Genomic DNA, 11,325 nt, shown 5'->3' with positions numbered 1-11,325 from the left:
CACCCTTGAGCACCTTGACGGCATCGGCTACGGCAATGGCAGGCGGGATGCTGACAAACAGGTGGATGTGATCCGGCTGAATCTCCTTGGAGATCACCGGCCAGCCCCGCTCCATGCAAATCGCGTCCAGCATTGCCCCCGTTTCCTCAGCAACCGTTCCGGTCAGCACATCGCGCCGATACTTCGGACACCAGATCACATGGTAGGCAGTTTGATAGACGCAATTACGGTTTGTGACGACATCGACCATGCGTCACAGTTTATACCACATGGTGCGCTTCGCGCACCCGCAATTCCTCCCCTGACTCAAGTCAGGGGTTTCCTTGCGGAGATTCTATGAAGGTAAAGCGGACGGCCTTCACTTTTCGCCCTGCCTTGATTGGTTGCCACTGAATCAGCCAGCCGTCCTTCTCGATCAGTTCCGTGACCGCAGGCTCGATGATCCGGCGCTTGACCTGGCCGAAGTCACTGAGGCTCGGCGGCGCGTCCATTGAGGCTTTGAAGTCCTCGATGTCGTACTCGGCCCAGCCGGTGGACTGGAAGCGCGTCAGCAGCTCCAGCAGCTTCCACGAGTAGGCCGAGCGCAGCGCCGAGGCTTGCTGCAGCTGGTAGGTCGTGAACTGCGCTCTAAGGCCGGTCAGGTGCCGCATGAGATCAGGCCACCAGGCTATTTCTACCCACCCCTCGCCGTCCTGGTACTTCACCGACCCCACCCAGCGCATTTGTACTCGAGTGGGCGGTAACGGCTTGCCGTTCCGCTTCCAGGCCGGTTCGTAGAACGTGATCGAGCGGTTATGAACTACTCCCGCCAAGCCTTTCAGGCTATGGCGTGAGTTTCGCGCTTCTCTGGGAGTGCCGGAGCACCCGAAGGATGCTCCGGTCTTACCTCCCTCCACGCATCGGCCGGTTCCCGACCGGATAGCTGTTGCTCGACCCACGCCAGCAGTACCCGAGCGGCGTTTTCGTCCCGTGAACAGGACGCGCCACAAGGACACTCATGGCGTCGCTGGCCGAGCGGTTTCTTCTCTTGACGCCCGCAGGCGTGACAGGTCTGCGAGGGTTTGATCTGCCGCGTCGGGGCCTCCATCGCCCAAGCACCAGCTTCTTCCGCTTTGTACCTGAGCAGTCGATGGAAGGCTCCTCCGGCGGCATCAAGGATGCTGCGGTTCAAGCCCTTCTCGTGCTGACCGCCGGATGCGGTCATGTTCTTGATATTCAGCGCCTCTAGTCCCAGAACGGCGAACTCTCCAACTAGCCGAGCCGTGGTCTGGTGCAGGAAGTCGTGGCGCTGGTTCGCGACTTTCTCGTGCAGGCGGCGCAGGCGTTCGTATTCCCTTCGGAGCCGGTTGGAGACGGGGAAGCTCCGTGTCTTGCCTGACGCCTTCTTGGCCGCCTCCTCCTTGCGGGAGATGTCCCGCTGGACCCGGCGGATCTTGTCCAGGGTTCGAGCGAGATAGCGGGGGTTGTTGATGGGCTTGGTCCCTTCCGGCGTCGCGATGGTGGCGAAGGTCTCGACGCCCCAGTCCAGCCCGCCCATTTTCTCACCATGCTTGCGGGCAGGCTTACAGTCCAGCGTGATGCTGGCGTACCAGCGACCATTTTTTTTGAGAATCTCGCAAGTCTTTGGCGTCCCTGGCGTGCGCGGCTTGCCCCGGATGGGCACCTTGCCGACGCCCGACAGCCGCAAGGTGCCATGCTGCATGCGCTCGTTCGTGATTAACCGCCAGCCATCCCCATGAGTCTTGTAACCCCAGCCCTTGAAGCGGTGCAGCGGTTTGAAACGAGGGAAGCCAGGTGTCTCGCCCTTTTTCACGCGCCGGAAGAAGTGCTGGAACGCCAAATCCAGGCGCTTGAGGGTGACTTGTTCAGATTGGGCGTTGAGGCCGCGCAGCAGTTTCGATTGGCGACGCCATTCGGTCAGTTGCTTGCACTGGGCTGAAAAGCCCAGTGACACTTGCCGTTCGCCCCAGGCCCGGCGTCGCTCAGCCAGGGCCTCGTTCCACAACAGGCAGTGGACCCAGCGCTGATGCTCTAGGGCAGCCGCCTGGGCCGCCGTGGGATACAACCGATAGGTGACCTTGCGTTGAGCCATGCCATAATTATACTTGGTTATTATGTGCTCACAACCACTACGACAGCTATATCACTGCACTTTCCGGCTCCAGTACCATTTGGTTATGGTCACCAAGTACCGAAGGAAGTGCATCACCAAACCAATGCTTTCCCGCCTGGAGGAGATCGCTTGCGCCACGACCGAAAAGTGGGGTGGCGCGGTTCTGGAGTTCAACGGTGAGGCGGATCACGTGCATCTGTTGTTGGAGTTGACGCCGCGCACCGCGCCATCCGCTTTCGTCAATAATCTCAAGACCGTCACCTCCCGGCTCATCCGTAAGGAATTCGGGGACCACCTACAGCGCTACTACTGGCGCAAGCCGGTATTCTGGTCCCGCAGCTACTGCATCATTACCGTCGGCGGTGCGCCGCTTTCGGTGCTGAAGCAGTACATCGAGCAACAGGAATCACCCGAGTAATGGCGCTGTGCGCCATGCGCCGCTTCACCACCCCCTAAGCTGCTTCGCAGCTATAGGCGGAGCACTGCGGCGCAGTTTGGTAGGCAATGCACCACGATCCAACCGGATACGACAAGCGCCAGTAGGCGTTCGCGGTAATCCCCGGTGAAAATCCGCAGCGGGGCGACGAACCTGCGTCTGCTCGGCCACAACAGCGGCACGCCCGAGTTGCTCATCCAATCGCCGGCCAAGTGCGAGAGGTAACCCGCCGACAAGCCGACGACGAACGGTACCGAATAGCCCGGATGCCAATCGAGATGGCGCAGCGAATACCGGGCCAACGCAGACATGCCGACCACGGCAATCAGGCTGTGCGTCAAGCCTCGATGCCCGAACGCAGCGCAGAGCATCGTCGAGACCGGTCGCACCCGGCGTCCGAATGCGCTCTTAGGATGGTCGATGTCCGGCAACATGCTGCCCAGAACACCGCCGGCAACCATCAGGACCGTCTGCGGTGCCGACGCATCGAGCCACGCGGCTGTGAGCAGCGAAGATGCCGTGCCGAAGGCAATGTGCGTCGTTGCGAGCATTACAATCTCTTTTGCAAATTCCCCGTCCATAGCCACAGCGATAGCGCCATGAAGCACACCATGGCTGGTGCCGCGACGATCGGCATGGGAATCGGCAGAAAGAGCCAAAAAACCATCGCGATGCCAACCAGACGAAAAAAATGGATTCCGATCTTGTGGCGAATCGGGCTCTGGGAGACGAAGGCTGTCTTGCGGATTTCGCGCACGTAAAAGCCGTCGACTGCTGCCGCCAGAATCAGCGGAATACCAAGGAGCATCCACATCAGGAGCGTATAGGCTCGGCGGGCTGCCGTGGCCGCCCATATCACGCTCATATAGATCCGATCGGCGAGCCAGCGCTCGATGCTGTTGCCCTTAAGATCGTGCGCCGCTTTTTCCGCTTCCTTCGCGAATCCGCTAAAGACGGACAACGCTTGGGAATCGATCCACGTCTGCGTTCTTGGCCCGGCCCATGCCTCCATCTGTCTGCGCTCCGCATTCCAGGTCTCTTCCAGCACGTGCGAGGGAATCGATGCCCAAGCGGCCACGAATCCAACGAGCAAAATGGTGACGATGAATCCGCCCCAAGCGCTCTGCGTCTTTGTCTGCTGCCTACTCACCGCTTGCCTTCGGGCATTCTTGCTCAAACGCGACGTTTTCTTGCCGCTTGCGCATGCAAAATCGGCAGCCGTCCCTTGATCGTCAGACCCCCGGACAATCGGGCGAAATAATGAAGCGGCGGAAGCTCGCTGAGAATGGCTGGCGGTATCAGGTCGGCCTCTTCCTCGGTCGCCTGTTCCTGGTAGGAGGCGCTGTAGGCGTCATGGATGTTCGAATCGACGTTGTGGCCGTAACGGATCATCATCGACCTTGCCTTGATCTTCGGAATGCCATCGGCGATGTATTTCTGCGTTTCCGCGTCCTGCACACGCAGGGCGATCTTGTTGTTGGTGTTGGCAAGCACCTGGCGGGCCTTGTTCTCGTCGCCAAGACGCGAGGCGAAGTCCGCGAACGTTTGGGTTGCGATGGTCATTCGAAACCCCGCGCCGCGTCCCTTGTTCAGAAGCTGAATGGTCGGGTTGTTGATGACCTCTGCCGCCTCGTCCACGAACACGTTGATCGGCTTGATCGAGTCGATGCCGTAGTTGTACCGATCGCCGGCCACGGCGGTCAGGTCGGCAAGCAGGATGGAGCCGATGGCGCTCCCCACCGTGGCATCGGCCAGAGAGTCGAGGCCCACGTACATCACCTTGTCGGCCCGGATGATTCGCGCCATGTCCGTCACCAGTTTGTCGTGACCGACCTCGAAATCCGGCGAGAGAAGTTCCGTCAGCGGGTCGCTCGTGAGCATCGACAGGATGGGGATAAGGGAAGCCACCATCTTCTGGAAATGCTCCCTGTTGTGCTCGTAGGTGGATATCAGGCCGTCGAGATCGACCGACTGCGCCTCATGGATGACGATTTCCTTGTAAAAGGCGATGTAGGCCAGAAGCTGGTTTCCCTTGAACTGCTTGACGAAGCTGCTGGAACGGCTCTCCCAGTCCGGCACCTTGGTTTTGAAGTGCATGCGCAGCGCCTTCAAGAGGAGATCGTCCGGTCCACCTTCGATGTAGCGCCGCAGCTGGACGAGGTTCGGCCTCTGGCCGGTCGCGATCAGACCGTTTACGATGTCGTTGAGCACCTTCCAGCCGAAGGCCGTGAAAGGGTCCGCTCCCGTTTCCGATGGAATCAGTGCCGCAATACGGCTGGCGAGTTCCGTTTTGCGGTTCCAGTTGCGCAGCGGGTCGATGCAGGCCGATCTTTCGGGGTGGGCGGGATGGAAATAGACGAACCGTTCCGGCTGTCCGAGCGCTTCACAGACCTTGAGGGCATTCGATGCCAATCCATGGTCGCCCTTGGGGTCGATGATGATGACCGGCTCACCTCTGGCAATGGCTTGTGCGATCAGCAGGTCGAACAACCGCGTTTTGCCAACACCGGTACTCCCTACGATCAGGGTATGCCCCTCGAGCAAGCCAAGGTCGGCATACACGTCGTCTTCGCTGGACAGCCCATGCAGCCAATGGGCTCCATCCGTGATGAACTCTTTGCCGAAGGTCTTGGCCAAGCCTTTTCCGATCAAGGCATGCATTTTTCGCGCCTCGATGTCCGTCCAGGCGAATCCCTTGCCCAGCCACAGCAGACCGGGCTTTTGTTTCGAGATCAACTCTTGTGGCGTGACGAACTCCTTGCGGGTTTTTTCGACGGCTCTTCCTCTGGCCTGGCTTCTGACCCATGCCTGCGCCGCCCGCCAGGCGGCAAACGACAGGCAGGCGAGCGATGTCGCCACGCCCACTCTGGTCGGAACCGGCAACGTGGCCGTCACGGCAAGCGTAATGGCAGATGCCGACAGCCAAGCGAGCGACATCGGCCATTCGTGCACCTTGCGCCACGGTTCTTCGAAATCCACGGACTCGAACATGTCTTTACCTTACTTGCCGGCGATGGATCGATTTGAGTTCCTGAATTTGCTGCTCTGCCAGTCCATGATTGGCGCGTACGCGCTCGGAAACCGTTTGCCGGACCCTCTCGTCTAGGGCACGGCAGCGTTGCTCTTCTTGCGGCGTCTTACCGGGCCGAGAGCAGGCGTAGGCGTCCCGAAGAAGCCTGTCTCGTTCCTGGTCCGGCAGTGCAGCGCGCTGTCTTTGTGGTTCTTGCCCGTTCTGGAAAAAGAAGCTGCCATCCGCACGAGCGGCTTGCGCCCCGACGCCGAGCACGATCGCGAGCGCGAAAATGATCGAACCAGACATTTCTCTGCCTCTACTCTCAAGTTCCTGCCGTGGAAAACACCTCCTTTGCCTTTTCCTTGAACGTCTCGACATCGAGCCGGTATGCATCCGATTCGTCGTCCTTGTATTCCGCCAGCTTGGTTGCCAACAGACGCTTGGCGGCCTCGTAGCGCAGATAGGGGCGCGACACGAGTACGCGAACGATGTCCAGGGCGCCGTAGCGTCGGACGTTGTGACGCCATTCCTTGACATACTTCGCCGGATGGCGCGTTGCGGCTAGCCGTAACTTGCCGTTCGTGAGTTCCAGAACGACGACGTAGCCGCCTTGCTCCAGAAGCGCGGCTTCGACGTTGAGGTCGACGTATTCCGGTTCGCCGTCGTACAGCCAGGTCGTATGCAGGTTTTGCTGATGAACGGTTTTCATTCTCAAGTGATGAATTTCGCTTGCGGTTCGACTTGCCATGGACAAAGAATAGCGCAGCGTTCGTCCCGAACCTGCTCGAAAAGAGCATCGAACTGATCTGTTATGCCGCTTCTGCAGGAAAATCCCAGCCTCAGGACGCGGTGGGCGAAGTCGATGCGCATCTATCCACAGCGCCAACGTTGCGATGCCTTTAGTTTTTAATGATTAAAAAAAGATTAAAAAAAGATTAGGGCGATTGTGGATAACTTTTTTTCGCCAATGTTTGCAATGGATTTCACAAGATTTCCACAGGCCGGACCCTACCCGCTATCCCGATAGTCGCCTACCTGCTATCCCGATAGTCGCCTACCTGCTATCCCGATGCCCCCTACCCGCTATCCCGATAATTTTCGCCGGACCCTACCCGCTATCCCGATGCCCCCTACCCGCTATCCCGATAGCGCCAATCCATGTCCTCGCAGAGCTTGTGGATAATTCGCCCGATCTGTGGATAAATTGACCGATCTGTGGATAACGCATCGTTTTCGACCCTACCCGCTATCCCGATAGGGATTTGGCACGGTTTTTGCTTTTTCGTACGATCACCTTGTCTTCGTCGTCGATGGAGCACTCCCACCCCGTCGTCTCGGCCAGCTTCTCGAGAGCCCGCCGGAGCATCTGACGGAATTTCCACAGCTCCTCCGTGTCGCTGCCGCACAATTCCTTCAACGTGGCGACCTTGTACGCGTAAGGATCCGCGTGCGTGGAGTAGAAGGCATGGAGCCATTGGGCCAGAGGGTGCTTGCGAAGCATCTGCCGCTGCTCCCCGTCGAGAGCCGTCCAGCGTCCGCCCATGAAGAGCAATGCGAGCGCCTCGTTGATCTTGATCACGTACTCGTTGGTCTCTTCGTCCCTGAAACCGTCCTGGATCAGGGTACCGAAGTACGAGTAGCGTCCGTTAGAAATGCGCACCAGGCAGCTCGCAAGATCGTTGATGGCTTCTTTCAGCCACTCGTAGTCGGATTTCCCTGTGTTTCGTCCAATGGCCTTGAGAAAGGAGTACGCGGAAAAGCGAATCTGCTTTCCAGTGCCGTGTTTTGCTGCTAGATCCAGGCACTGCTCCCACACGTCGAGATGGGCTTGCGTTGGCCGATAGCCCCGCACCATGTAGACATCCAAGCCTTCCACGGAAGCGATTTTTTCTTCTCGCCGAAAAACCTTCTCCGAAACGCCAAACAGCGCCGAGCGAAGAACATCGTTCGGGAGCGGCTTGCCATTCGATGGCACAGGCAGACCCGCAGCGATGGCCTTCCGTTCCAGGCTTTCTCGTATCCGGTCCATGGCTTTGGCAATACCAGGATCCGGAATCGGTTCACCGGACGACTCGTGAAAGGGAATGGGGATCTGAGAAGTAGCGTTGTCCATACCGTCCTTATATCAGGACGGACGGGTAAAATTTTGGCTAAATACGCACTTTTAGGCAGTATTTCGGCATCGTTTCTGAATGTCGGCAACGGATGTAAATTGACACAGGCCAACGAGTGAAATCTGATACACCGAGTTGAGTAAAGATTGGCGTTTTTTTGGAACGCCGATGCTATCGAACGAGGTGAATGTGGAGATCGAGATTTTGCGCAAACACGGCCTGAGTCTGCGTCGCATTGCCCAAGAGGTGGGGTGCGGGCGACAATGCGTTTGCATTGACATGGCAATGCGGATGCATTACACTTATTCTGATAGCAGCCGGAGAACCGCCATGCCCGCCACCCTCGAAGCCGAATCGACGCTGACCGATCGCTATCAGACGACCGTGCCGGAAACCGTGCGCCGCGCGCTGCGCCTGGGTAAGCGCGACAAGATCCACTACACCATCCGCCCGAACGGTGAGGTGGTGCTCACGCGCGCGGCCCCCGGCGACAGCGACGACCCGGCGCTGATGCCGTTCCTCGGCTTCCTGGCCCGCGACATGGCCGAGCATCCCGAACGGCTCCAAGCGGTGGATGCCGGCCTCGCGCAACGCATCCAGGCGCTGGTCGGCGGTGTCGAGGTGGATCTCGAGGCTCCGCTGTCGGCGGATGATGAATGAGCGGCGCCCCGCTGGTCGTCAACGGCTGGGCCCTCTTCGCCCACCCGATCTTCCTCGACCAGCTTGACGCCCTGACCGCGCAGGTCGAGGCGCTCAGGCGCAAGGACCCGACCGGCTACGCCAAGAAGAACGCCACCAAGCGCCTGGCGGCCATCGCCAAGCTGGCGTTCGAGGTCATCCCTCAGGACCCCGCCCGGCCGGAGTACCGCCAGGGCGACACGCTTGGGCCCGAGCACAAGCACTGGTTCCGCGCCAAGTTCTTCCAGCAGTACCGGCTGTTCTTCCGCTACCACGCCCGGGCCAGGGTGATCGTCTACGCCTGGGTCAACGACGAGGACACGAAGCGGGCCTACGACAGCGCCGACGACGCCTACCGGGTGTTCCGCAGGATGCTCGACAGCGGCCGCCCGCCGTCGGACTGGGGCCAGTTGCTGGCCGAAGCCCGTGCCGAGTCGGAGCGCCTTCGCCGGCTCGCGTCGGGGGGCGGGGCCTGAATTGTCGTACCACTGAAGTTGGTCTTCCAACCGATGCCACGCTGGGTGTTCGGCCACCGATCCCTGCATAGTGCCCTGGCTCACCTGCCGACCGCCTTGGCTATCTGTCATCCCCCCTCCCGCCGCTTGGCTGTTCAAAGATGCACAAGTTTGACGTATCCTTGCTAAGATTACCATCATCACCGGCCCCTGCCTGGTACCGGGTGAGGAGGCGATGAAAGACGACACTGGAGAGATATTCACGCTCGACGAGGTGGCTGCCTACCTCAAGGTAGGCAAACGCACGGTCTATCGCTTGGCGGCGGGCAGGAAGATCCCCGCATTCAAAGTCGGTGGCACGTGGCGATTCCGGCGCCAGGAAATCGACCTGTGGATCAAGAAGCAGACGGCGGAAGCCCAGGGCGACGATGGTCCTGGCGGGGCTCATGGCGGCAATGGGTGAAGGGCTGCCGGATGCTCACACGACTGGACCGTCTCGTAGACGAAATCGCGGCCCTGCACAGCAAGCTGATCCTGCTTGTTGGGCGCCCTGGATGCGGCAAGAGCGCGCTGCTGGCCGAACTCGACGACGAGTGGATGACCGGCAAGGTCTATCTCAACCTCAACCCGTAACCCCGGCGTCATGACCAACACCACGGAAATTTACAGAAAAAAGGTTGCACAACCCGCAAGCGGCCTAAATTGTTGATTTGTATAGGTGCGTATGGCTAAACAAAGTAGGGTAAAGTCCGGCTACACCAAACTTGAAAACCGCCAGGGGTTTGCGCCCCTCGTGAGTTCGAATCTCACCGCCTCCGCCATCCCTTGCATACCGACGATCTGTTTTCGTGCCAAGGAACGCTGAAGGGGTTCAAAACTTCTCCGGTCGTAACACGCCCACTTCGAACGTATAAGCCACCACGGCATAATGGCGGAAGTAGTGGGTCAGGACGTGATCGAGAATCGCGTCGGCAACTTCCGGCGAACAGAGTACCTCGATGCGGACCGTTTTCGCGGCTTCCCATTCACCGCTGCGGGAACCGCGGGAGCCCTGACCGCGGACTTCGCAGACGCTGTAACCATGGGCACCCAGGCGCATCACGTCGGTAGTGAGCAGCCCTTCGATCGCTTCTTCGGCAATGATCACGACGAGTTGTCGGGTAGCGCGCGTTTTCATCTCGTTATCCAATGATCTGTTGGGATACGAAATAATACAGCGGGATGCCAACCAGAATGTTGAAGGGGAAGGTGACCACGAGCGATGCGCCGATCGAGAGCGCCGGGTTGGCTTCGGGCACGGCGATGCGCATCGCTGCGGGGGCCGCGATGTAGGAGGCGCTCGCGGCGAGCGTTGCCAACAGCATCGCGCCGCCTGCGGAAAGGCCGGCGATTGCCGCGGCGATGAATCCTAGGGTAGCAGAGATGAGCGGCATCACGACACCGAAAACCGTCAGAAATACCCCGGCACGCTTCAGCGCGTCGATCTGCCCGGCCGCGACGAGCCCCATTTCCAAGAGAAAGAGCGATAGCGCTCCTTTGAAGCCGACGAAATAGAACGGTTCGAGCGGGGCGATCTTTTCGGGGCCGGCGAGCCAACCCACGACGAGTCCCCCTGCCAAGAGCACGATACTTTTCCCTAAAAGGACCTCGTGCGCGAGTGGTCCCCAGCGGACGGTTTGGAGGTTACCCATCCGCGCCAGAAGAATCCCGACGATGATCCCGGGGATCTCAAGAAGGACGAGGAAAAGCGGCGCGTACGCTTCGAATGGGACGTTTTTGGCGCGGAGAAAGTCGAGCGCGACCGCAAACGTCACCGCGCTCACCGAACCGTAATGACCGGCGATCGACGCGGCGTCGGGCCGCGGCAGTCGACCCAAACGGGTGAGGATGGGAAACGCAACGAGCGGGATGAGCACGCCCAAGAGGATCGTTACCCCTGCTTTGGGTGCGACTTCGAAGAAAGGCTCTTTGGCAAGTTCCACACCGCCTTTGAGACCGATCGCCAGGAGCAGATAGATCGAAAGGGCTTCGTAGAGTTGTCCGGGGATTTTGAGGTCAGAACGCGCGAGTCGCGCCAGAAAACCCAGTACGAAGAAGAGCGGAACCGGATCGAATGCCATGATTGCTTCCGACGAAATGATCGTAATTCATAATTATAACGCCGTGCGCGCCGCATAGCTGTCACGCGAGTGCGCAATGCGCACCCCTACGGCGCGGGCGTTTGGGTAAAAATCTGGTTTGGCAAGCGTCACCTCGACCCAATCGATTTTCGGATCGTGGCGAAAGAGGTGGTCGACGAGTTCGGTGGCGAGCGATTCCAGGAGATCGACGTGGGGCTCCGTGTGCCAAGCGGTGATGCGGTCGACGGCGAGCGAATAGTCGATGCACGCGCCGGAACAAGTCAAGATAGTTGTCGCCTGATTCATAGAATCTCCGCAAGGAAACCCCTGACTTGAGTCAGGGGAGGAATTGCGGGTGCGCGAAGCGCACCATGTGGTATAAACTGTGACGCATGG

General features: G+C 59.5%; 17 protein-coding genes. 5 read left to right on the top strand and 12 right to left on the bottom strand.

What is annotated here, in order from left to right; genetic code table 11:
* The 3 genes from tnpA (ASC37_RS11375) to ASC37_RS11370 all read right to left on the bottom strand — a co-directional run.
* Positions 1-250, bottom strand: a 250-nt coding sequence (gene tnpA, locus ASC37_RS11375) for an IS200/IS605 family transposase (protein ID WP_141654677.1), incomplete at its 3' end; no start/stop codon positions are given.
* Positions 251-311: 61 nt separating this feature from the next.
* Positions 312-896: a replication initiation protein gene (locus ASC37_RS11460; RefSeq protein ID WP_267885683.1), complete on the bottom strand. Its 585-nt coding sequence runs from the start codon at positions 894-896 to the stop codon at positions 312-314.
* Positions 818-2,092 carry an RNA-guided endonuclease InsQ/TnpB family protein gene (locus tag ASC37_RS11370; protein WP_072248006.1) on the bottom strand — a complete coding sequence of 425 codons (1,275 nt, stop codon included), beginning with the start codon at positions 2,090-2,092 and terminating at the stop codon, positions 818-820. The genes ASC37_RS11460 and ASC37_RS11370 overlap by 79 nt, the downstream gene beginning before the upstream one ends.
* A gap of 22 nt (positions 2,093-2,114) precedes the next feature.
* Here ASC37_RS11370 and tnpA (ASC37_RS10940) point away from each other — a divergent pair, with 22 nt between their 5' ends.
* A complete protein-coding gene (gene tnpA, locus ASC37_RS10940) occupies positions 2,115-2,531 on the top strand; it encodes an IS200/IS605 family transposase (protein WP_072248005.1) in 417 nt (138 codons plus the stop codon).
* Positions 2,532-2,581: 50 nt separating this feature from the next.
* On the opposite strand, the gene ASC37_RS10935 is transcribed toward tnpA (ASC37_RS10940), so the two are convergent.
* The 6 genes from ASC37_RS10935 to trfA all read right to left on the bottom strand — a co-directional run bounded on the left by ASC37_RS10935 (position 2,582) and on the right by trfA (position 7,675).
* Complete coding sequence (locus tag ASC37_RS10935) at positions 2,582-3,100, bottom strand: metal-dependent hydrolase (RefSeq protein WP_055424401.1); 519 nt, start codon at positions 3,098-3,100, stop codon at positions 2,582-2,584.
* Positions 3,100-3,726 (bottom strand): DUF4400 domain-containing protein, encoded by a 627-nt coding sequence (locus ASC37_RS10930; RefSeq protein WP_055424400.1) that lies wholly within the window; start codon positions 3,724-3,726, stop codon positions 3,100-3,102. Before ASC37_RS10930 ends, ASC37_RS10935 begins: the two co-directional genes overlap by 1 nt.
* Positions 3,723-5,540, bottom strand: coding sequence for a conjugative transfer system coupling protein TraD (traD, locus tag ASC37_RS10925; protein WP_055424399.1), 1,818 nt, complete (start codon positions 5,538-5,540; stop codon positions 3,723-3,725). Before traD ends, ASC37_RS10930 begins: the two co-directional genes overlap by 4 nt.
* A gap of 4 nt (positions 5,541-5,544) precedes the next feature.
* Positions 5,545-5,868, bottom strand: a complete 324-nt coding sequence (locus tag ASC37_RS10920) for a hypothetical protein (RefSeq protein ID WP_055424398.1) — start codon at positions 5,866-5,868, stop codon at positions 5,545-5,547.
* Positions 5,869-5,884: 16 nt separating this feature from the next.
* A complete protein-coding gene (locus ASC37_RS10915) occupies positions 5,885-6,271 on the bottom strand; it encodes a hypothetical protein (protein WP_055424397.1) in 387 nt (128 codons plus the stop codon).
* Positions 6,272-6,808: 537 nt separating this feature from the next.
* Complete coding sequence (trfA, locus tag ASC37_RS10910; protein WP_082438485.1) at positions 6,809-7,675, bottom strand: plasmid replication initiator TrfA; 867 nt, start codon at positions 7,673-7,675, stop codon at positions 6,809-6,811.
* A 331-nt stretch (positions 7,676-8,006) separates the two neighbouring features.
* On the opposite strand from trfA, the gene ASC37_RS10905 reads away from it, so the two are divergent.
* From ASC37_RS10905 to ASC37_RS11670, 4 genes are all read left to right on the top strand, one after another.
* The gene (locus tag ASC37_RS10905) at positions 8,007-8,336 is read left to right on the top strand and encodes a type II toxin-antitoxin system PrlF family antitoxin (protein ID WP_055424395.1); all 330 of its coding nucleotides are present in this window, start codon (positions 8,007-8,009) and stop codon (positions 8,334-8,336) included.
* Positions 8,333-8,830 (top strand): type II toxin-antitoxin system YhaV family toxin, encoded by a 498-nt coding sequence (locus ASC37_RS10900; protein ID WP_055424394.1) that lies wholly within the window; start codon positions 8,333-8,335, stop codon positions 8,828-8,830. Before ASC37_RS10905 ends, ASC37_RS10900 begins: the two co-directional genes overlap by 4 nt.
* A gap of 214 nt (positions 8,831-9,044) precedes the next feature.
* Positions 9,045-9,272: a methylation-associated defense system helix-turn-helix domain-containing protein MAD1 gene (gene mads1 / locus ASC37_RS10895; RefSeq protein ID WP_055424393.1), complete on the top strand. Its 228-nt coding sequence runs from the start codon at positions 9,045-9,047 to the stop codon at positions 9,270-9,272.
* 11 nt (positions 9,273-9,283) lie between these two features.
* Complete coding sequence (locus ASC37_RS11670; RefSeq protein ID WP_198289095.1) at positions 9,284-9,442, top strand: zeta toxin family protein; 159 nt, start codon at positions 9,284-9,286, stop codon at positions 9,440-9,442.
* Between the two features lie 238 nt (positions 9,443-9,680).
* Here ASC37_RS11670 and ASC37_RS10890 read toward each other — a convergent pair whose 3' ends face one another.
* From ASC37_RS10890 to ASC37_RS10880, 3 genes are read right to left on the bottom strand one after another with little or no spacing between them, the layout of a single operon-like run.
* Positions 9,681-9,986 (bottom strand): P-II family nitrogen regulator, encoded by a 306-nt coding sequence (locus tag ASC37_RS10890; protein WP_055424392.1) that lies wholly within the window; start codon positions 9,984-9,986, stop codon positions 9,681-9,683.
* Between the two features lie 4 nt (positions 9,987-9,990).
* Positions 9,991-10,929 carry a sodium-dependent bicarbonate transport family permease gene (locus ASC37_RS10885; RefSeq protein WP_055424391.1) on the bottom strand — a complete coding sequence of 313 codons (939 nt, stop codon included), beginning with the start codon at positions 10,927-10,929 and terminating at the stop codon, positions 9,991-9,993.
* Between the two features lie 33 nt (positions 10,930-10,962).
* A complete protein-coding gene (locus ASC37_RS10880) occupies positions 10,963-11,214 on the bottom strand; it encodes a dihydroneopterin aldolase (RefSeq protein ID WP_157287484.1) in 252 nt (83 codons plus the stop codon).
* Positions 11,215-11,325 lie beyond the last annotated feature (111 nt).

This window comes from Tepidiphilus thermophilus (assembly GCF_001418245.1).
In the GTDB taxonomy this organism is placed as follows: domain Bacteria; phylum Pseudomonadota; class Gammaproteobacteria; order Burkholderiales; family Rhodocyclaceae; genus Tepidiphilus; species Tepidiphilus succinatimandens.
The sequence above is the reverse complement of the archived record's forward strand: the minus strand, read 5'-3'. Positions and strand labels throughout refer to the sequence as shown.

Excerpts from the sequence above, each read along its gene's own strand:
- ASC37_RS11370 (WP_072248006.1), bottom strand. The coding sequence starts at position 2,092 with ATGGCTCAACGCAAGGTCACCTATCGGTTGTATCCCACGGCGGCCCAG.
- ASC37_RS10890 (WP_055424392.1), bottom strand. The coding sequence starts at position 9,986 with ATGAAAACGCGCGCTACCCGACAACTCGTCGTGATCATTGCCGAAGAA.
- mads1 (WP_055424393.1), top strand. The coding sequence starts at position 9,045 with ATGAAAGACGACACTGGAGAGATATTCACGCTCGACGAGGTGGCTGCC.
- trfA (WP_082438485.1), bottom strand. The coding sequence starts at position 7,675 with ATGGACAACGCTACTTCTCAGATCCCCATTCCCTTTCACGAGTCGTCC.
- ASC37_RS10920 (WP_055424398.1), bottom strand. The coding sequence starts at position 5,868 with ATGTCTGGTTCGATCATTTTCGCGCTCGCGATCGTGCTCGGCGTCGGG.
- ASC37_RS10900 (WP_055424394.1), top strand. The coding sequence starts at position 8,333 with ATGAGCGGCGCCCCGCTGGTCGTCAACGGCTGGGCCCTCTTCGCCCAC.
- ASC37_RS10935 (WP_055424401.1), bottom strand. The coding sequence starts at position 3,100 with ATGCTCGCAACGACGCACATTGCCTTCGGCACGGCATCTTCGCTGCTC.
- tnpA (WP_072248005.1), top strand. The coding sequence starts at position 2,115 with ATGTGCTCACAACCACTACGACAGCTATATCACTGCACTTTCCGGCTC.
- traD (WP_055424399.1), bottom strand. The coding sequence starts at position 5,540 with ATGTTCGAGTCCGTGGATTTCGAAGAACCGTGGCGCAAGGTGCACGAA.
- ASC37_RS10915 (WP_055424397.1), bottom strand. The coding sequence starts at position 6,271 with ATGAAAACCGTTCATCAGCAAAACCTGCATACGACCTGGCTGTACGAC.
- ASC37_RS10885 (WP_055424391.1), bottom strand. The coding sequence starts at position 10,929 with ATGGCATTCGATCCGGTTCCGCTCTTCTTCGTACTGGGTTTTCTGGCG.
- ASC37_RS10905 (WP_055424395.1), top strand. The coding sequence starts at position 8,007 with ATGCCCGCCACCCTCGAAGCCGAATCGACGCTGACCGATCGCTATCAG.
- ASC37_RS11670 (WP_198289095.1), top strand. The coding sequence starts at position 9,284 with ATGCTCACACGACTGGACCGTCTCGTAGACGAAATCGCGGCCCTGCAC.